This is a genomic window from Adhaeribacter swui (assembly GCF_014217805.1).
Taxonomy (GTDB): Bacteria; Bacteroidota; Bacteroidia; order Cytophagales; family Hymenobacteraceae; genus Adhaeribacter; species Adhaeribacter swui.
Genome location: NZ_CP055156.1, coordinates 2,040,074 through 2,060,020, shown reverse-complemented (window position 1 = coordinate 2,060,020; position 19,947 = coordinate 2,040,074). Strand labels below are relative to the sequence as shown.

At 44.5% G+C, this 19,947-nt stretch carries 19 protein-coding genes; 5 read left to right on the top strand and 14 right to left on the bottom strand.

The window, feature by feature from the left end; translation table 11 throughout:
- Positions 1-467 precede the first annotated feature (467 nt).
- Together HUW51_RS09110 and HUW51_RS09105 are read right to left on the bottom strand one after the other, a co-directional pair.
- Positions 468-935, bottom strand: coding sequence for a rhodanese-like domain-containing protein (locus HUW51_RS09110; RefSeq protein WP_185273661.1), 468 nt, complete (start codon positions 933-935; stop codon positions 468-470).
- Positions 936-967: 32 nt separating this feature from the next.
- Positions 968-1,285, bottom strand: a complete 318-nt coding sequence (locus tag HUW51_RS09105; RefSeq protein ID WP_185273660.1) for a hypothetical protein — start codon at positions 1,283-1,285, stop codon at positions 968-970.
- A gap of 102 nt (positions 1,286-1,387) precedes the next feature.
- Here HUW51_RS09105 and HUW51_RS24740 point away from each other — a divergent pair, with 102 nt between their 5' ends.
- Together HUW51_RS24740 and pdxR are read left to right on the top strand one after the other, a co-directional pair.
- The gene (locus HUW51_RS24740) at positions 1,388-1,519 is read left to right on the top strand and encodes a hypothetical protein (RefSeq protein ID WP_262891324.1); all 132 of its coding nucleotides are present in this window, start codon (positions 1,388-1,390) and stop codon (positions 1,517-1,519) included.
- A 4-nt stretch (positions 1,520-1,523) separates the two neighbouring features.
- Positions 1,524-2,894: a MocR-like pyridoxine biosynthesis transcription factor PdxR gene (gene pdxR / locus HUW51_RS09100; RefSeq protein WP_185273659.1), complete on the top strand. Its 1,371-nt coding sequence runs from the start codon at positions 1,524-1,526 to the stop codon at positions 2,892-2,894.
- Between the two features lie 613 nt (positions 2,895-3,507).
- Here the strand turns inward: pdxR and HUW51_RS09095 are convergent.
- The 6 genes from HUW51_RS09095 to HUW51_RS09075 all read right to left on the bottom strand — a co-directional run bounded on the left by HUW51_RS09095 (position 3,508) and on the right by HUW51_RS09075 (position 7,849).
- Positions 3,508-4,773: an SMP-30/gluconolactonase/LRE family protein gene (locus HUW51_RS09095; RefSeq protein ID WP_185273658.1), complete on the bottom strand. Its 1,266-nt coding sequence runs from the start codon at positions 4,771-4,773 to the stop codon at positions 3,508-3,510.
- Positions 4,774-5,099: 326 nt separating this feature from the next.
- Positions 5,100-5,465: a response regulator gene (locus HUW51_RS09090; protein WP_185273657.1), complete on the bottom strand. Its 366-nt coding sequence runs from the start codon at positions 5,463-5,465 to the stop codon at positions 5,100-5,102.
- A gap of 72 nt (positions 5,466-5,537) precedes the next feature.
- Positions 5,538-6,608, bottom strand: a complete 1,071-nt coding sequence (locus HUW51_RS09085) for an AI-2E family transporter (protein ID WP_185273656.1) — start codon at positions 6,606-6,608, stop codon at positions 5,538-5,540.
- A 236-nt stretch (positions 6,609-6,844) separates the two neighbouring features.
- Positions 6,845-7,276 carry a DUF1810 domain-containing protein gene (locus tag HUW51_RS09080; protein WP_185273655.1) on the bottom strand — a complete coding sequence of 144 codons (432 nt, stop codon included), beginning with the start codon at positions 7,274-7,276 and terminating at the stop codon, positions 6,845-6,847.
- A gap of 195 nt (positions 7,277-7,471) precedes the next feature.
- Entirely contained in the window at positions 7,472-7,594 is a 123-nt protein-coding gene (locus HUW51_RS24735; protein ID WP_262891323.1) for a hypothetical protein, read from the bottom strand.
- A 6-nt stretch (positions 7,595-7,600) separates the two neighbouring features.
- Positions 7,601-7,849: a hypothetical protein gene (locus tag HUW51_RS09075; protein ID WP_185273654.1), complete on the bottom strand. Its 249-nt coding sequence runs from the start codon at positions 7,847-7,849 to the stop codon at positions 7,601-7,603.
- A 472-nt stretch (positions 7,850-8,321) separates the two neighbouring features.
- On the opposite strand from HUW51_RS09075, the gene HUW51_RS09070 reads away from it, so the two are divergent.
- Genes HUW51_RS09070 through HUW51_RS09060 form a run of 3 tightly spaced genes read left to right on the top strand, consistent with a single transcriptional unit; the run spans position 8,322 to position 9,893 of the window.
- On the top strand, positions 8,322-8,960 hold the full coding sequence (locus HUW51_RS09070; RefSeq protein WP_185273653.1) for a hypothetical protein: 639 nt from the start codon (positions 8,322-8,324) through the stop codon (positions 8,958-8,960).
- Complete coding sequence (locus HUW51_RS09065) at positions 8,957-9,256, top strand: winged helix-turn-helix domain-containing protein (RefSeq protein ID WP_185273652.1); 300 nt, start codon at positions 8,957-8,959, stop codon at positions 9,254-9,256. The genes HUW51_RS09070 and HUW51_RS09065 overlap by 4 nt, the downstream gene beginning before the upstream one ends.
- A gap of 13 nt (positions 9,257-9,269) precedes the next feature.
- Complete coding sequence (locus HUW51_RS09060) at positions 9,270-9,893, top strand: hypothetical protein (protein WP_185273651.1); 624 nt, start codon at positions 9,270-9,272, stop codon at positions 9,891-9,893.
- 1,114 nt (positions 9,894-11,007) lie between these two features.
- Here HUW51_RS09060 and HUW51_RS09055 read toward each other — a convergent pair.
- The 6 genes from HUW51_RS09055 to HUW51_RS09030 form a co-directional block, all read right to left on the bottom strand.
- The gene (locus HUW51_RS09055; protein ID WP_185273650.1) at positions 11,008-13,077 is read right to left on the bottom strand and encodes a glycoside hydrolase family 20 zincin-like fold domain-containing protein; all 2,070 of its coding nucleotides are present in this window, start codon (positions 13,075-13,077) and stop codon (positions 11,008-11,010) included.
- Between the two features lie 148 nt (positions 13,078-13,225).
- Complete coding sequence (locus HUW51_RS09050; protein ID WP_185273649.1) at positions 13,226-13,966, bottom strand: carbohydrate-binding family 9-like protein; 741 nt, start codon at positions 13,964-13,966, stop codon at positions 13,226-13,228.
- Complete coding sequence (locus HUW51_RS09045; protein ID WP_185273648.1) at positions 13,963-15,087, bottom strand: amidohydrolase family protein; 1,125 nt, start codon at positions 15,085-15,087, stop codon at positions 13,963-13,965. Before HUW51_RS09045 ends, HUW51_RS09050 begins: the two co-directional genes overlap by 4 nt.
- Before the next feature lie 183 nt (positions 15,088-15,270).
- On the bottom strand, positions 15,271-16,443 hold the full coding sequence (locus HUW51_RS09040; RefSeq protein WP_185273647.1) for an amidohydrolase family protein: 1,173 nt from the start codon (positions 16,441-16,443) through the stop codon (positions 15,271-15,273).
- Between the two features lie 120 nt (positions 16,444-16,563).
- On the bottom strand, positions 16,564-17,787 hold the full coding sequence (locus tag HUW51_RS09035) for an acyltransferase family protein (protein WP_317175620.1): 1,224 nt from the start codon (positions 17,785-17,787) through the stop codon (positions 16,564-16,566).
- A gap of 140 nt (positions 17,788-17,927) precedes the next feature.
- Positions 17,928-19,616 carry a beta-N-acetylhexosaminidase gene (locus tag HUW51_RS09030; RefSeq protein WP_185273646.1) on the bottom strand — a complete coding sequence of 563 codons (1,689 nt, stop codon included), beginning with the start codon at positions 19,614-19,616 and terminating at the stop codon, positions 17,928-17,930.
- Between the last annotated feature and the right edge of the window lie 331 nt (positions 19,617-19,947).

The window sequence follows — 19,947 nt, the reverse complement described above, 5'->3', positions numbered from 1 at the left end:
GATAGGTTATCGAGGAGATAGGATGAACGACTTAAGCAGAATTTACTCTGGATGATATAGTTAAAATAGCATATTTTTAAATTTTGCTTCAATCTTCTTCCAAAACCAACTGCCCATTTTAACTTATCCAAAATATAGTAAATACCAGGGCTTTTGCCTGATCCGGTGCACCGATAGCCAAGGACAAGTACAAAGTATTAAAGTAATGCTTCAGTAAGTTGCTTTTATTAAAACCAAAGACTTGCTCCTATTGCTAGCTAATACTTTAATCTGCTTTGTAATGGTATAGTTGTGGGGCTTTATAGACCTGGCGGTTGTACTGATCTTTTTCTATAATCAACAGCCCTGGTGTTTGTTTTTACAGATAGTTCAGTGTCTATTTGACAGGTGCTTGGAGTACACCTTTCAGAATTTTTTAAGGTTTTAATGTAAACCGATTTTAGTACCTGATATCCAGTTGTTAACTGCTAATTGCACCCACAAACTGGCGGGGCAGTATTTCCAGGACCATTTTCTACGGTATAACCATCGCGTTTCCACCAATCCAGACCACCAATCATTTCTTTGGTTTTAAAGCCTAACGCGGCCAGTTTAGCGGCACCTTTGGTGCTGGCGTTACAGCCAATGCCATCGCAGTACACTACCAATATTTTATCGTGGGGTAAAACAGCAGTAGTTTCGTGGTTCATTTCTTTATGCGGAATGTTCCGGGCGCCGGGCACGTGTTCTACGGCATAACTTTCGCGGGAACGGGCATCAATTACTACAAAATCCTGAATACCATCCTGCCAGTCGTGGTATACATCCGAGGGGTCTGATTCGTAACATAACTTGTGGTAAAAGAAAGCTAAAGCCGCCGGGGTGTCGCCGGGAGCATACTGCGACACCCGTCCTGTGGGCCTTAGAGTAACTTCTGGATAGCGTAAAGTTTGCATGGTTGTTTTAAATAGGCGATTTTTTAAATTTTTTAATTTTTCTGCTCCACCACTATCAAAGGCAGGTTCGAGGAAGGTTTGTTTTTTTGCCGGCTTTGTTTTTTGGTTACGTTCCAGCGCTCTACGTAACCCGGCTGGCCGTTTACTTTTACAATCAGCCAGCGTTCATTAAACTTACGCACCAGTTGCACCTGGTCGGTTAATTGAAGCAAGCTAATTACTTCGGCGCGGCAAGCGGGCTGTTGGTAAAGTTTTGCGTTTTGGTGGCGCACGTAAATAGTGGGGTAGGTTTGGGCCAGCACCCAACCAGTCTGAATAATGATAAGCGCGGTAATCAAGAGCTTTTTCATGATATGTTAGTTTTAATGATGGTTGTTATTTTTCATCAAAACTATTCTTAAATTGGCTCACTAATAAGTACCAAATACTGCAAAAATGATAGAGCCAATTTTATGAGCAAAAACGCCCACCAGATTTCTTTGGCCGGTATAAAAGTAAGCCGCCACGGAGAACAGCCCATGCACCAGCAACTCTACGAAAGTATCCGGAGCGCCATTTTGAGTGGCCGGTTACAAAGCCGGTGAAAGAATGCCCGCCAGCCGGGTGTTTTGCGAAGAGTTAGGCATTTCCCGGAATATTGTTTTGCTGGCATTTGAGCAACTAGCCCTGGAAGGTTATTTGGTAGGGCGCACCGGCTCGGGCACGTTTGTGGCGAACACCTTACCCGATGCTTTGCTTTTAACTAAAAAATTAAAAAAAGAGCCGAAATCGGACAATGCGTCTTACATTAATACGGAAGCTGATGTATATCCTTTACCCTTACCGGCCGAGCTCATTCAGCGAAATAGCGCCCGCGAAACCGTAATACCTTTCCAGAATGCCATTCCTTCTTTCGAAGATTTTCCATTTGCGGTTTGGTCCAAGATTGCCAATAAGGTACTGCGTTATTTTAATTTGTCGCATTTAGGTTACGACGATGCCGCTGGTTATTTACCGCTCCGCGAAGCCATTGCCAATTATTTACGGGTGCACCGGGCGGTAAACTGCACCGCCGAACAAATTATAATTGTGAATGGCTCACAGCAAGGTTTAAACATAACCGGGCAATTACTGCTGCCCCGCGGCGCCGAGTTTTGGCTGGAAGATCCAGGTTATCACGGGGCTAGGGCCGCACTGGTGAATGCCGGCGGCAAGTGCTGCCCCATACCCGTAACTACCCCCGACGGGTTAGATTTAGATTACGCCAAAAAACATTACCCGAATGCCCGTATGGCTTATTTAACGCCTTCGCACCAATACCCGGTAGGCGGTACCATGCCCGCTTGCAAACGGTTAGAGCTGCTGGCCTGGGCCAACCAGAACCACATGTGGCTGATTGAAGACGACTACGACAGCGAGTTCCGTTACACGGGCAAACTGCTGGCGTCGCTCCAGGGCATGGATAAAGGCGGACGGGTGATTTATCTGGGAACGTTCAGTAAAGTTTTATTTCCGGCTTTACGCATTGCCTACCTGGTTTTACCAACCGTAGCTTTGGCTAATCATTTCCGGTACCACAAGGCCATGCTCGATCGGCAGCATCCTATTCTGGAGCAGCTTATTTTAACGGAGTTTATCCAGGAAGGCCATTTTACCCGGCACTTACGCCGCATGCGCATACTCTACAAAAAGCGGCAAGACACTTTACTAGCTTGCCTGCGCCAGTACGCGCCTCAACTTGCTTACTCCGACATGAACGAATCCGGGATGCACATCCTGGTTTGGCTCCCCGAGCATCTTTCGGATAAAGCCGTATCGGAGTTGTTGCGCCAGGAAGGGATTATCGCCCCGCCTTTATCGGATTATACCCTAACAAATTTTAAAAAACCGGGCTTGTTACTCGGCTACTCCGCGTTTACCGAAGCTCAAATTACCCAAGGCATCGAAAAATTTGCCCGCGTTGTAAATGGGTTGATTTGAGTAGCCATTTACCAGGCACCATTTACCAAAATATATTCGCGGGGTTGGTCCTCCCCCTACCCCCTCCGAAGGGGGACTTTTTACTGGGACGGCTTTATTCTTTTATCTGGCGCATAGCTGGTACATTGCTGGCGTAAGTTTTCAAACTTGCGCTTGTGGAAAAGGCAGCCCGAACAAAGTTGCTTTTGCAAATAGTTGTTTTGTTTAGAAGGTTACTACCTTACTTTCTAACAAAGCTTTTGAAGGGCTTTTTGCTAATTAAAACAATTCTGCTGCGTAGTTAAATAGGTTCCTCCTGAATGACCCGAATTTTAAAATTTAAAAATTTGCAAGCCAGTAATGTAACAGATAGCATTAGCCAGGTGCAAGGTTTGACGCTAAACTGTTCCGTTGTTCAGCGATTTTTTAGCGTCTTGCGTTTTTTTGGTTCTTTTTGTGTCAAGACAAAAAGAACAAATACACAAGCAATGAAACACCTTCACTAAGAAATAAAGCTAACACCGCAGCTATGCGAACAAGAACTAACTGGTAAGAAACTATAGATCCTCAGCCAGCCGGACCTACAAAACCTGCTGGCAACACGCACTGGTACGAACAGGATCCTTCTGGGATTTTACTTCAAAGAAAGCTTAAAAACTTTACTCGGCACTACGGTGCCTTCTATTTTGCCGCCGGGTTTTACTTTCTGAACCTGGCTGTTGGCAATGTAGTAAAAATCATCGCCCACAATGGCACCGGTGGTAGGCGTATTAAACTGCGGATTTAACGATTCTAGAATTTCGAAATCCGTCATGGTTTTTAACGTCGGGTCGAGGGTAATTTTAATAATCCGTTCGGCACTTTCGCCGTTTACCGTAAAAGCATTCTGAATACCGATTAAATAATCCAGCCCGTTTTGGGTATAAAAATACAAGCCATCGATGCCGCCGGTACGGCGTTGGTTATTGGTTTCTAACTTGGCCAGTACCTTTACCACCCGGTCGTACACTAAAATACCGCTGAAACTGGCTACGTACAAATACCGCTCGTCGGTAGAAAGCGCCAGCCCGTTGGGGTAAATCAGGCGGCCAATCTCGGCAACTCTTACCAGGGAGTCTTGCTGCGGGGTAATCTGGTACACCGCGCCTAAGCTACTGTTGGTTACAAAGGCGGTGCCATCCTGGGCCAAGGCTATGTCGTTAAAAGTATGTGCTTCGCCGGGAGCGGGGGCTGGCAACAGGTATTTTTTTAAAATTTTGCGGGTAGTTAAGTCGTATTTATAAACGCCGCCTGTACCAGTTTCGGTGTTGTGGCAAACCCAGAGTTCCTGCTTTTTAACATTGGCTTTTAAACCGAGCACGCCACCTAAACCATCTTGACCAGCCACGGTAAAAGGCACCACCGGAGCATCTTTTTTAACCTGAATTATTTTGTTCTGCGCGTAGCTGCCCACGTAAAAAGTTCGGCGGCTACCATCGTAAGTTATTCCTTCCGGAATAAAGGCAGGCTCGGGTAAGGTCAGGTACAAGGTACTTTTACGAACGGGCTTTAAAAACACCGCGGCCTGCTGCACCAATTCGATAAATGCTGGGTTCTCCGCTAAATTTTTAAAAGCTGGTTCCTGCCGGAAATCAAACGGAAAGCGGTAGTAGTTTACTTGTTTTAGAAGTTCGAGGGCTTCGTTTACCTGGTTGTTGCGGGCGTACGCTTTGGCCAGTTCGTACATAAAATCGGGGTAATTAGGCAGCAGTTCGTTTACTTTCTTCAGGTCGGCTAAATAAGCCGGATAGTTTTGCTGCCGGGCTTTTTCGCGGGCTTCCGTAAACAAGGCAAAAGGATCCTGGGCTACGCTGCGGTAGCTAATAAAAATTAAAGCCAGCAAGAACCCAAGTATCTTCATAAATTAAGCGTAAGCCCGCAGTTGTTACATCAGGGGAACGTGCTAAAGATAGTAAAACCCGCACTTCTGGCTAGTCTAACCCAATTAAAATAACAGCAGTGTTTCTTTTTTGCCTCTTTTTTTACCCTATAAACTAGAAAACCTGCTTTGCTGACCTTCTCAATTACCTCCCGGCGAGAACAAGTACATTCTTCTGAAACTTAAATGGCGGGCTGCTTTATAGGAGTAAGCGCAGGTTTTAAGCGCCAATTTTTAAATTTTTAATTTTCCGGCAGCTACTAGCGGCAATTTACCGCAATTGATGCAGCATTGGGGCTTTGCATATTTTAAGCCGATTGCAGAATAGCGGCCAGTATTTCCTGATCTAAAGGTTTATTTAAAAACCCAAGTACATTTTGGTAATTGCCGGAACGTTGCCGGTCTAGTTCGCTGGTAGAAGACGTTAAAATGTATACTTTATAAGTTTCCATTTGCTGGGCGGCCATGTTGTCTAAAAAATGCCAGCCATTCATTACCGGCATGTTTAAATCCAGAAATATAAGCGAAGGATTTACTTTTTCGATGTTATGCAGGGCATCTTGGGGCGAGGTAAAATCTTTCACCTCTAACTGTTCATCTACGTTGCTAATAATCTGCTTCATGATGAAATTGTTAATCATATTATCATCTACCAACATAACGGTTTTTACCATGCTTCTTCGCTTTTTAAAACGTACAACTTAACAAGATGTACTCTTTACTTTTTAAAATTGTTACCCGCCGGCTCAGGAGTTTCGCATCGGGGATTTAGCGGGCCGCTCGTCGCCGAATAAAACACCCCATTGCTTAAATTTATCCGTCCGGTCGAAGATAATTTTTAAAACAGCAATTATCGGCAACGACAAAAACATGCCTACAATGCCCGCAATGGCGCCCCCAATAAATACCCCCACAATGGCTATTAGGGCATTTATTTTAACTTTGGCGCCTACAATGCGGGGCATTAATATGTTATTATCCAGAAACTGTGCCACCGCAATTACAGCCAGCACCGTAAAAACCGGTCCTAAATCCGGGGAGGAAGCTAAAGTGAGCAGCACGCCAATAATATTACCAAATAAAGCCCCGATGTACGGAATTAAGTTGAGCAACGCGAAAATAACGCCAATTAAAAAAGCGTGTTTTATGCCAAACAACAGCAAAGCCCCGCCCACCAGCACGGTCATGTAGGTTATTTGAATGAGCAAGCCTATTAAATAACTTTTAATAATAAGTTCGATTTCTGTTAAAGCTTCTTTTACCCGTTCCTGGTTTTTAGCCGGAAACCACATAAAAACAAATTGCAGGAGTAAATTTTTATAGAATAAAATCAGGAAAGTATAAATAGGCAGCAAGCCTAGAAAAACAAGCACCGAGGTAACTGAACCGGCAGCCCCTTTTAATACATTTCCGCCGTAATTTAACAGCTTGTTGCTCTGCTCATTTATAAATTCAACCTGTTGGTCGGGCGAAAAATCAGTTTTGGCATTTATCCAGGCACTTAAAGAAGTCAGGTGCTGGCTCACGTTTTTCCGGATGGTAGGAAAATCTGATAACAGGTTGGTGACTTGGGTAGAGAAAAAGAAAACGATAACTCCCACCACGATAAACAAGGCCAAAATACCAATAACAATGGCCAATACTTCGGGGAAACGTTTTTTGCGCAGAAAGCGGTAAATGGGCAGTAAAACCAGGCTTATAAAAAAGGCCATGAGCAAGGGCGTAATAACAGCTTTGCCTATAATCAACAGCCAGCCCAAGATAAACAGACCTAAAAGCTCCAGTGACCGTTGAACTGTAATGGGCAGTTTTTGCATGGTTTTTTAAATTTTTAAAATTAACACCCGCACCTATCCCGTTTACTGGTAAATTCGGCTTATAGCTCTAATCCGGTGCCATCTATTTACTTTTATATACTCCCGGAAAAATTTTAAGATCATCCCCAAAACACAATCTATCGTAAATCAATCAAAAGCAATTATATTTTATTATCGCCATCCTTCTGTTACCGACTATTTCGGGTGATGGTGAAATGGTGTGAAATTTTTAAATTTTAGGCTGGCGTGGCAAGCAATTGCAAGGTTTTTTGATCCGGTACGCCCCGAAAGAACTTATCCAGCACTTCCTGAAAAACCGGTGGACTGTTTTTAACCGCCGCAAATAAGGTCATCGAAGATTTTAACTTTAAATCGTCGGGGTTACCGAAGATACGGGTGGCGTTATTATTAGGCAGTTGCAACAAGGCTTCACAAATTTGCACCAGGCGTTTACCCAGCACCGGGTGGTTTAGATACGCTTCGGCTTCGCGGATATTTTGGATGGCGTAATACCGGGAAGTTTCGCTAAAGCCCAGTCCTTGTATTTGCGGGAAAATATACCACATCCAATGGCTTTGTTTCCGGCCTTGTTTTATTTCGGCTAAGGCCACCGGGTAACTGGATTCTTGGGCCGATATAAATCGTTGCAGGTTCTCTTCTGGCAGCATTGGTAAATGTTTTTAAATTTTACTGCTTTTACGTAGAATCTAAACATTCAATTGCCACTTCCCGCTTTTAAATAAAAAGGGCTGACTGTTCTTAAAACAATCAGCCCTTTTACTACTTAACACAAGTAGTTGCTTTTTAAAATTTTTGCCTCGCCGGACTCTGGCCTTAAATCTGGCTCCGTAATTTTAACCTTACTAAATACCCCGGTATTTTCGGCGCTTGTTTAGTTTAGGCATCCATTGTGGTTTCAGCCAATGATAGGCCACCCAACCTACCCAGTTCAGCAAAATAAACCCGACTACCCAATACTGCCACATCGTATTTCACCTTATAATTTGCGAAAGATCTACTAATTCCAGGTAGGGCTCCAGAAGAGCATTGCTTTTAAAACCTCGTACAAAATCTACCTGGTTATCCACGATGCGGTACCAGATTTCGGCAAAAAAATTACCCATCGAATACAAGCACACGCTATACTCACCACTCACGCGAATAGTTAAAAATTCGCCCTGCTCCCACACCAGGGAGGCTCTTTGCTGGTGGTTGTTACCGAAAAAATCGTATAAATTCATAACAGAACCATTACGGTTAAAAAAGGAATCAGATGAATAAATATTCGCCATCTTCTTCTTTTTGATAACTAGCCAGTAAAACAAGGATAATGAAAAGCGAAAGTAGATTTTGTAGCATGCTATTTAGTTTCTAGTTGAATATATAGAATAATAAATATTATGCCAGTTTAAACCTACTTTGCGTGAGTTTTCCTCATTTTCAAGCCATTACCGGTACTTACACAACCAAATAGTATATTAGTTTTAGCTTAACTTAAGCGGAGGGCAGGTTATTGTGGTTACTGACCTATAACCTATTTTGCAGGTATAGGTTTATTTTAAAAAATCAGATTTCTGGGCTTTACTGGTAAGGCAGCCGGTTAAACGCCGCTACCTTATACAGGAATAATTTTTTTAATTTAATAGTTACCATCATTGGAAATTTGAATATTTAACATTTACTTTGAAATACAAAGAACTTTTATAACACCAAATGAAAAACCCGGATCGCCACTTAGAAAACTTATCCGAGATTCGCTCGCTTATGGAGCGTTCGTCCCGATTTATTTCCCTGAGCGGTTTATCGGGGGTATTTGCCGGTACTTCTGCTTTGTTAGGTGCTTTGGCTGTTTTCTGGAAACTTAACTTTAACCTGCGTGCCGCTACTACCTATGCTACCGCCGAACCCAATACCGGGCAGAGTACTTCCAGTTTACCTGTTTTTTTAATTTTGGTTGCCTTACTGGTATTAGTCGCCTCGCTAACGGTGTGTGTATTTTTAACTACCCGGCAAGCGCGTCGCAAAAATTTACCGGTCTGGGATGCTTCGGCCCAGCGGCTTTTCTGGAATTTATTGATTCCTTTAGCTGCCGGCGGCATCTTTTGTTTAATTTTGCTGAAACACGGTTTGGTGGGTTTACTGGCACCGGCCACTTTATTGTTTTACGGTTTAGCTTTGCTAAACGCCAGCAAATACACTTACTCCGATTTACGCCAGTTAGCTCTTTGCGAGTTATTTTTAGGTTTATTAGCCGCCTGGTTTATCGGATATGGCCTGCTGTTTTGGGCCATTGGATTTGGGATACTGCACATTGTTTATGGTATCCTGTTGTACAATAAATACGAACGATGATCGCCTTTAACAATCTAAATAAAGCTTTTGAAAGTCGGATTCGATTAGGGGTGATGTCGATTTTGCTGGTAAACGATTGGGTAGAGTTTGCTACTTTAAAAGAAATGCTCAATCTCACCGACGGCAACTTAGCCAGCCACATCACCGCCCTCGAAAAGCTGAATTACCTGCAAGTACGTAAGCAGTTCATCGGCAAAAAGCCCAACACGTCCTACGCCGTTACCCAAGCCGGCCGCAAAGCTTTTAACGACCATTTAAACGCCCTGGAACAGTTGATTAAAGCCCGGGAAGGGTAAATTTTTAAAAATTTTGCGTTTTGACAAAGGCAATTCGCTTTGTAGTCGCTGGTTGGCAGTAATTGAAACGATGAAAAACATTCTTTTACGTCATTCAACTCGCATAATTACAGGAGCTATTTTGCTCATACTTATAACGAGTATTTACTTTTCAGTTGGATTTATTGATAGCGATAACCAAGAACCCAGAGATCCTTTTTATGTTGCCCTTGACCAAGGAGCTTTATTTTGGAGTACTTTAACTTTTATTTTAACTCTTTTAATTCTTGCGTTTTTTAAAATTGAGAAGTACTTAATTTGTTTTTTGTTTGTTTTCGGGTGGATTATTTCAGCATTAATACTTTATGTTTCATTAAGTGACTTAGAGCCATTTTATACCGATATTGCTATTTACCAGAACAAAAAACAGGAAAATGTAATAATTCAGTACTTTGAAACAGGAATTACTGGCAATCCTGGAAATAGATTGATAAAAACAAATAACATTAATGCTGGAATTCGGAATTATGAAGAGATATACGATGCTCCGGTTCTTGATACCCTTTTCCTATATGAATTCGATGATCATAAAACGATACCCAAAGTTTTAATTATCAAAAATGATACATTCCATTTGCAAAAGATTCATAATAGATAGAAAGACAACAATACCTTTAGTGGATAAAAGCACCATAACTAAATCATTAATCTATTAAATGAACCTCAAGTTTTAGGATTAAAATCTTCCTAATTACCTGACTTCCTATTGTTGCTATAAATTTATTTCAAGAAAACAAGTACTCGTATTTCATCCCTTATTACTCTAGAAAACGCAATGTCTGATCCTTCAAAAATGTTTTTTTTAAAAACCTATTTTTTTGCATTCATACTTTGAAATCCAAAGTTCTTATAATAATAACAACTCTCTATATCCCAATATAAGCCAATCATCTGCCTTGCTTTCACACCCACACTCCAACCTCACCAGTTTCTTACCGGAACTGCCCGTGTTCACCACTTTCGGGGAATAGCTTAGCTAATCTGTTTTTACATAAGCTATTTTCATAGCTTATGTAAAAACAGATTAGCTAAGAAGCCGTTTAGCATTCTAAAATGTAATAATTAAAGGTACTAGCTAGAAGTATTTAGGAGTAGTATTTTGTGGAGCTATCCCGTTTTGGTGGTGCAGACACCCCCAAAGGCAAAGGTTACCTCTAGTTTTATATAGGCTATACAGCTTCTAAACGCAAACACTCCAGTTTGGCTTTAGCTCAAGAGCACCAGCTAGAGTTCCGGTGTTGCGGAGCAAAATTACACAGACACAGTTGAGGGAGCAGAATAGCGGCATCTCCTCCCCTGTTTTTAGGGGAGGAGCCGCAGGCGGAGGGGTAAACGAGGCCCGCCGGCCATGAGGCAAACGTAGCCGTATCAAATTAGATGGAACCTAAACCTAGAGACGGGAACCGGCTCCCAAAAAAGTACAGTTGATAAGTTTCTTAAATCTTTTTAAAGCTGACACTACTCAAACTTCCGTTTAGCAGCTTGCCAAAGCAGATCAGGGTTCCGGCTTTTGGCCGGAGTAAAGTCACAGACTTTACTTTATAAAAAGGCGCAAGTTTGAAAACTTGCGCCAGGTTTTTTTTAAAATGGTGACAGTAAATGAGTTGAATAAATGAATAGATGAATAAATAAATAAAAGCTTCCACCTAATTAGCCAGTAGTCCATAAACGAAAACCAGATCCGAAGCCATCCGGCAGAAGTACCAAAACAGTTAGATCTCTCCACTTATCCACAATTTCAATTTTTTATTCATTGCCAATTCGTAAACGTACATCCAATCGTTATTGACCGTACCATTCGCCAGGTGATGGTGGCCGTTTTGGTCCAGCACGTAGCCCGGGGGATTATTTAACAGGCGGGTTTTAGAAAATACACTTTCGTAGTTCTGGCGCAACGTGGTAAAGTTGGTGACCAGTTGTTGTACTTTTTGCTGCGCGGCTTTTTTCTCCGCGGCAGTTTTGGCCTGGTCATAATTTCGCAGCGACACCAGTAACTTAGCCGGATACACCTGCAGTTCGTTCATTTGTTTAAACAAGGCCAAAGTGTACTGATTGCGGCGAGCAAGTTTTTCGGCTTGTTCTATTTTGTTTTTAATGGTGATATACCGGGTAATTGCTTGTTGGGCCTGGGTAAGTTTGGGGGCGTATTTCTGACTCCATTCGCTACTTTTAGTTGCATCGGGCAGTTCTATTAAATCTATTTTTTCGGGGTATTTGCTGCGGTAACCTTTATTTAGCAAACCATCTTCCCAGAACTCCACCGCCGATTCCATCAAATCCTGAAATGCGTAAGCTTTATCTGCTACCGCTGGACCGAAGTATCTATGCCGGAAAATACTGTCGGCAGTTTCTGCGGGAATATCGGTGTGGTTCCAGCTGAACAGGGCAAAGTAAGATAAGCCGCGCATGCCGGTTTCCTGATGCGGCGAGCTATCGTCCCAAACGGTGCACAAAATGCCGTTCATTTTTTTCTCGGCGGCAATGCGGCAAAACTCTTTAATGGGTTTGTAGTTCGATTGGTTGCGCGGCATAAAAGGCCACATGGTTTGCGCCGCCGTGGCTGCCATTACCTGTAAGTTGTGCGCTTTGTACCAGTCGATGGCGCGGCTGTTGCCCGGTAGCCATGGGTTGTCGTAGTTCCAGCGCATATACACGCAGTTTTTCGGGAATAAATTAATGTTCTGGTTTAGCCGGTTTTCGTTTTTCTGCCAGATGCTATCAATCGCGCTCACCGAAAGATCTTCGCGGTACGTAGATTCGTACATGTCGGATAATTTAAAAACCATATCGTCCCAGAAAATAGGCGTACGGTTGTGCTGCCGGGCAAATTCACAGACTTTATTCAGCCAGTACATTTGCAGTTCCAAAGGCTTCTTCCCCGATTTTTTTGCCAACTCCGACATGCCCAAGTTGCCTACTTCGTCGCCGCCAATGTGCAGGTATTTACCGTTGGGCGTAGCGGCTAGCGCATCTTCGTACAGAGCAAACTGCAAATCGTAGGTTTCCGGGTTTAAAGGATCAAAAGACCAGTCGGAAGCAGGGTCGTCGCGGAGTTTTTTATTTTTTTCGTGCTTCAGGATAAACGAAGCGTGCCCCAAACCCTGAATTAAAGGACTGATTTCGATGTGCCGGTCCTGGGCGTATTTACTTATTTTGGCAAATTCTTCGATGGAGATGGCGTGGCTGGCCCCTACCTCCGGAGCTTTGCGGTAACGCAGTTTATCTTCGAACTCAACAATTACGGCGTTTACTTTAAACTGGGCCAGCTTGTCGAGGTAGCTGTAGTAATAATCTACCTTATCTAAATGGTGCTTTAGATCCAAGTGCACGGCCCGGTAGGCCAGTTCCGGGAAATCGGTGATCTGGCAGGCCGGAATGGTAATCTTTTGGTCCTGGGCATCCTGGAGCAACTGGTGCAAGGTTTGGCAACCGTAAAACAAACCAGCCTGGTTGCGGGCGGCTATAATTACCTGATCGTCTTTTATTTCCAGCCAGTAACCTTCCGGGTTAGTTGGTACTTTATCGGTGGTGGTAATTTCCAGCACCAGCACGTTTTTGCCGGGAGCTGTAGCCAGAGGCAAATTTTTTAGGGTAGCCGGCAGAACGGGTTTAGTCGCATTTTTTAAAAAAATCTGTTTTACAAAACCTGCAGGAGCAGCCTTACCGGATATTAAACTTACTTTTTGCGGTTGGGGCAATAAACGAAACTGCTGCGAAAATTCAGCTAAACTAATGGCCGCCGCCGGACTAGCCCCTGGCAAACGAAATAGTAAAAAAAGCAAAAAGGTGCATTGAATTACGCTATTAGCTTTAAACCTTGATTTTAAACCCATTTTTTAAATTTTTATTTTTTCGGCTTATATAGCATCAGCCGCATTGGAATGTAATTTGGCAAACGCCGGAAATTTTATTGTACGGCAGGCAGGCACTTTACTCAAATACCAGCTTCCCAAATTTTTTAAATTCATGAAAACTTTTCTCCGTTTTTTGCCACGACCAATGCACCGTTTTCTGGTGGTCGTAATCTACCCGGTACATATTGGCCCGCCATTCGGTGCCGGGCTGGGGCGGCACATTGCCGAGCGGGGCCAGTAGTTCGTAAGGGATAAAAAACTCGGCCATCCAGCTTTTAATGGGGCTGTTGGTTATTTTTTTGCCGCCGCTTACGCTGGTCAGGTGCCGGGTTTGGCGATTGCCTTCGTAGAGCCAGGGCCGCCAGCCCAGTTGCTTGCCGTTGATATTGGGCACCAGGATGGGCAACTCGTAATTCAGCGGCGACAGCTCGTATTCAAAGTAAATGGTTTGCCCAGGGTCCGGCCACAGAAATACTTCCACTACGTCTTCGAGCCAAAGCTTTTCGTAATCCGCGGTTTTAGAAGCCGTTAAAAATTCGTCCTGGCAGGAAAACAAGAAGTACAAACCCGTTTGGGAGTACAATACTTTTACTTTGGTTTCTTTAGGGGTTGTGGTTTCCTTGCGCTGCGGTAAAATTATCCAGTTAGTTTTTTGCCAGTTCGGGTTGGTGCCGGTGCCCGTTAATTCAAAATCCGGGATGGCTTTTACGATAATAGTTTCGTTGGCATCAGGCTGTGCTTTACCAACCCGGGCTAGTAAACTGAAAAGCAACACGCCGATCCAGCCGCACCGAGATAATTTCTGCCAACCCCTCATTTTAATTTTCCGGCGTAGGCGCTTAATATTTTCTGCGCGTTTTTATTGTACACTTTTTCCAGCACCTCGTCGGGTAATTGCAGGCCGTAAATCATCCAGCGGCCTTGCAGGTGGTGGCCGCCCGCCGGGTCAAAATACTCGTCGGCGGTTTCCAGAAAACGGTAATAAATTTTATAGGCGTTAAAGCTGGGCTGGGTATCGGTGCCAAATAAAACGCGGTCCTGGTATTTAATCATGAATTTACGCGCCGTAACCGGTTGCCGGCCCAACTCACTGATGCGGGCTCCAATCTCAACGTATAAGTTCGGGAACTCGTCCAGCCACTGCGACACCACACCTAGGTTTTCGGGTAAATTGGCCACGTGCGCTCCGATAAAAATAGTTTTAGGATGACGGGCCAGTACCCGGTTTCGCTGGGCCAGAATTTCTTCTTTGCTGGGAAAATTATTTCCATAATAGCCCCATTCCGGGTGACCGGCCAGCTCGTCGTAACGTTCGTTGTATTGATCAATTGGTTTAAAAAAGGCAACCGGATCCGACACATGCATCAGCACCGGAATACCCAGCTCCCCGCATTTGGCCCAGATTGGATCCAGCCGGGCATCGTCTACGGGCACCACTTTGCCGGTTTTATCTTTCACAGTTAAACCTAACCGCTTGTAAACTTTAATCCCACGCGCACCCAATTTCACGGCTTCTGTCAGGCGCTTGGCTTCTTTTTGCCCGAAATTCGGTTCATCAATGCGTTCCCAATCGGGCGCAAAAAATACCAGAAAACGGTCTTTCGACACTTCCGCGGATTTTTTCAGGTGTTTTTTAAAAAAATCATCTTTGGAGTGACCGTCTAAACTAACCGCAGCCGTTACGCCGGCTTTATCCATTTCTTTTAAAAATTCTTCGGTTTTCTCTAAACTACCTAAATGGTTGTGAATATCAATTACCGGGAATTTAGGCTTGGTAATCTCGGTTTGCGGCACTACCAACTCACTGCGCGGGCGCCAATCGAGCAACCTTAAATTAGCTTTTTCCTGGGCCTGGGCAGTAAAAACCAACAGCAAAGCCATAATACCGGCGGCACACACCATACGGCAAACGGCCGGCAGTTGGAATAACACTTTCATAAAAGAATGATTAAGTAGGCAGATGTTTTGGTTGCTGGTTGTTGGTTGCTGGTGCGAGCTTGCAGCTCGTACCTTTTGACCTTTTGCGCGGATAATTATGGTACGAGCTGCAAGCTCGCACCAGCGGCAGGTACGGTTTGCAAATTTTAAATAGGTTTTGGAATGCTTTGATGTCTTAAGATTTTACCGGGGCTTTAAACCCGGAATCCATTTTACGGCGTTCTGGTAGTAAATTTTATCGATTACCTCGCGCGGTAGCTGTAAGCCTTTGTAGTTTTTATCGCTGCTATTGCTCAAGGATTCGTTGGTAGTGAAAAACTTCCAGTCTTCCAGCCAAACCTGGTGGGCATCTTTTTTTACTTCGGCGGCGGTGGCGTTTTCGCCGGGGGGCACAATAATGTCGGTACCGTACAGCAGGCGGTCCTGGTATTTTATGAAAAAGTCGTGCACTTTTTGCCAGTCGGTAACGGCCTGGTGTTGCAAATGCGAAATGCGGGCAGCCATGTCTACGGCCAGGTTCGGGTATTTATCCAGGCGTTTGGCAATTTCGTCAACGTTCCACTCCAGGCTGGCCAGGTGCACGCTTACTACTTTTAAATCGGGGTGCTTTTCTAACATGTGGTCGCGGGCGTTAATCTGGTCGTCGTAACTCGGGTACTCCGGGTGCTTGTACATGTGGTATTGCGGGTGCTCGGTAAAGTAAGTTTTGTCGCCTTCCACGGTCATTTCTTCTACGGGCAGCCAGCAGTTTTTCGGTTCGCCCTGGTGACTGATTAAGGTAATTTTGTTCTGGGCAATGTAGTCCAGGATGGGGTCAAACTTTGGGTTATCAATCATCACGAATTTGCCTTGCTTGTCTTTCAGCTCCATGCCGATGTTCTTCCAGGTTTTTACCCCAATAGCACCTTTCCCGAACGAATCTTTTAAATAAGCAATAGCTTGTTGCTGCCAAGCAGGTTCATTAAAATTTTTCAGCGGGAAAGTGGTGGCAAAACTAACTTGCTCCGGGTAGGCCCGGATGTATTTTACCGCTAAATCACGCTGCTTTTCAATCGGGTCGTTGGCCGAAGCATTTACGTTGATATTGAGCAACTGAAAGTTATCCTGTTGAGCTTGTTCCACAATGGCGGCATCGTCGCGGCGAATATGAAAATGCGCATCTACTTTTTTAATTTTGGCAAAATCGTCCAGGGTATAGTAAGCTGGAGTTTCAGCGGGAGAACCGGCTGTTTCCGGAGAGCCAGATACTTCCGCTGCGGATTCGGGGGAAGCTTTTTTCTGGGAACAGTTGGGCAGTGCCAATAAAAGCGAAAAGAGGCCCAAGGTAAACCAAGTGTAACTTTTAGTAGAATACATAGCAGGTGAGATTATTTTTAAAAAATCAAGGGTATAGCTGTGTTTCCGGGCAGGTAAGCCGAAACAAACGTTTGCGCCAGAAAAAATTTTTAAAATCTTGCCCTAGTCAGAGGCGAGCTCTTATATCTTAATAAAGATTTTGTTTTTGTACATCCAGTACAAGATCCACCACTCAATCAGCAAAACCAAGGCGCCTTTTACCAGCGTGGCATAAGGTAAACCAAATAGCAGATTGTAATCCTGGCCCAAATGAATAGCTAAAGAATTACCAATAAATGCCCCCAAGCCATCGGCAATAACGTAGGCCGCAATGGAGTTCATGCCAATTACCATCAGGAAAAATGACCACCGCTTGTAATTAGCTACATCTATTACGCCGTAGAAAAAAGCCAGAAACAAGAAGCACCAGCCGCCGCTAAACAAAACCCAGGCGGGCGTCCAGATGCGTTTGACGATGGGGTTAACCCCGGTTAGGTGCAATACCAAACCGCCGATTAATAGCAACACGCCGGTGATCACAAATTTTTTAATTTTTTGATTGGGTGCTACGTTATCTTTTAAGGTTTTACCGGCAAACAAACCCAGAATCATGGTGCCCAGCGTGGGAATAAAACTTAAGGTAGAATAGCCGCCACCATTGTTGGTAAACGTACTTTCCCGGGGAAACAAGTTTAAAAACCAGCGGTCGAAGTCCCAGGCAAAGTTGGTGTTTTTGTTCCAGTGCGCGGCAAAGCCTTGCAGGTTGTATTGCCAGTCGGGGGTTACGCCGGCCAGCGTGTAGTTAAAACCAGCACCCGGCAACGGGAACAAGGCAAAAGCAGCCCAGTAACCCACCAGAATCAGCACCAAAGCAATGAGTTGCACGCGGGGCGAGTAAAAGCCCAGTAAAAACAAGAAGGTATAACCCAGGCCAATCTGGGAAAGCGTATCTTCGAAAGTAAAGTAAGTTTGCTCCGAGTGCATGGACCGCAGAAAAATGCCCAGTAAAATTAAGATGAGCGAACGCACCATAGTATGCCGCAGCAAAGCTCCAAACGTAGCGCCCTTGGCTAAGCGGCTGCCCAACGAAAACGGCAAAGCCACTCCCACCAGAAAAGAAAACGACGGCTGAATTAAATCGTGCAGCGAACAACCCACCCACTCCACGTGGCTCTGGTGAAAACTTAAAAACTGCCAGAAGGTGCTGTTGGGCAAGGCTTCCGAAACCCGACTGAAAGCCAGTACTTCGGCCATCATGAGCAACATCACAAAGCCCCGGTAAACATCCACCGAGGCAATCCGGCGGGTAACCGTGGCGGTATTCACAATGGCGGCATCCGCCACGGGTGCAGTTACTGTTTGCATAAAATTAGTTTTAGCGTTTGGGCTTGTTTTTAAGTTTCTGAAGCGCCAGAAAAGTAAAATTTAAAAAATTTTACTTTTGCTTTCACCGGGCTATTAATTTACTGATTTCCATTTACTTCTATTGTTATTTCCTGTACTATTTACTGATTAATATTTGCCGGCAGCGTAGTAGCGGTTTCGGTTAAAAAGTAAGGTGCAAATTTTACCTGCAGCTTTTCCAGGTGCTTTACGTGTTGGGTTAAGCGGTCTTTAAATTGCGGGTAGCTTTTTTTCTCGGGGGTGGTCCAGCCAACTTCGGCCATGGCGCAAACCCTCGGGAAACTCATGTGTTGCAGATGATCAAAAGTACCGATGTACTCGTTCCAGACGTTGGCCTGCACACCCAGAATATGTTTGGCTTCAGCGGGGGTTAAGCTGGCCGGTATCGGGTTGTAGGAGTATACTTTTTCCAGGGGCAATAAACCGCCAATCGCCACGGGTTCTACTTCGCGTTTTTGCGGTGTCTGGTAATAATCGAGGTACATAAACGTGTTGGGCGTCATAATCACGTCGTGGTTTTGTTTGGCCGCAGCAATACCGCCCGCTTCGCCCCGCCACGACATTACCGTGGCATTCGGCGCCAATCCACCTTCCAGAATTTCGTCCCAGCCAATAATGCTGCGGCCTTTACTGTTTACAAATTTCTCGATGCGCTGAATAAAGTAACTTTGCAGGCCGTGCTCGTCTTGTAAGTTATTTTTCTTGATTAAACCTTGGGCTACCGGCGATTTTTTCCAACGGTCTTTGGGCGCTTCGTCGCCACCAATATGAATGTATTTACTCGGGAAAACCGCCATTACTTCGGTTAGCACATCCTGCAAGAAAGTAAACGTGGCTTCGTGGGGGCAAAAAATATCTTTCTGAATGCCCCAGGTAGTTAAAACTTTATACGTGGTATCGGGGGTGCAGCCCAGTTCGGGGTAGGCAGCCAAAGCAGCTAAAGAATGGCCCGGCATTTCAATTTCCGGAATAATGGTAATAAACCGGTCCTGGGCGTATTTTACTAAGTCTTTCAGTTCTTTTTGGGTATAGAAACCGCCGTGGCGTTTGCCATCGTATTTGCGGGGTTTATCGCTCACGTGGCCCACTACCGTGCTGTCGCGCCAGGCGGCAATTGATTGCAGCTTGGGGTATTTTTTAATTTCCATGCGCCAGCCGGCATCTTCGGTCAGGTGCATATGAAAGGTGTTAATCTTATAAAAGGCGAGTAAATCGAGGTATTTTTTTAAAAAATTAACCGGGAAGAAGTACCGACCTACGTCCAGCATCACGCCGCGGTAACCAAAGCGGGGGGCATCTTCAATAGCTACGGCCGGAATCGCAAAACTTTTGGTAGCGGTCTTACTTTCTACTTCGGCGGGCATTAATTGCCGGATGGTTTGCAAAGCAAAAAAAGCCCCTTTCGGACTTCTGGACTTTACCGTAATAGCTTTGGGGGTTACTTCCAGTTTATAGCCTTCGTCGTTGGGGATAGTAGTATCAACCACAAAAGCAACGGTATTTTGATTGACTTTGGCGGCAGGTTTCGCGTATTTTAACTCGTAACCAGCAGCGCTTTTTACCAGGTTTACTAAAAAATCAGCGGCTACTTTGTATTCTTGGGTTTGTTTGGCGGGCAAAACAAACTGGGTATTCTGGTTTAAGGTAAACGTTCCCAACTGCGGTGTCAGTTTTTGCGGCTGTGGAATAACGTCGTACCGTTGCGCTACCTGCGCCCAAGCCGTACTTTGCCAAAAAAGAGATACCAATAAAAAAAGTCCGGCTTGTAAAGTAATCTGCTGTTTCTTCATCCGATAAGTTTTTTTAAAATTTTTTCTTTGCCTACGTTGCTGCTTTGATGCGTTATAAAAAAATGCGTTTACAAGGACTCTCTTGGTTTAATGCCCTTGATAAATTAATTAGTTTAACAGGGCCTGCATCATATTAATCATTTAAACTGTTCGTCCTACCACTTTAAAGGAACAGAGCTGTTACGCTCTTTCTTATGAAACTGGCGCGAGCGTCCTCGCTCGTGTCTACTATCTGGTAGGCCTCTGGCCGGGCGAACCAATATACCTTTCCTAAAAGCAAATCAGCAACAAGTCCCAACCGGCCAGAGGCCGGACGATAAATCTCACGAGC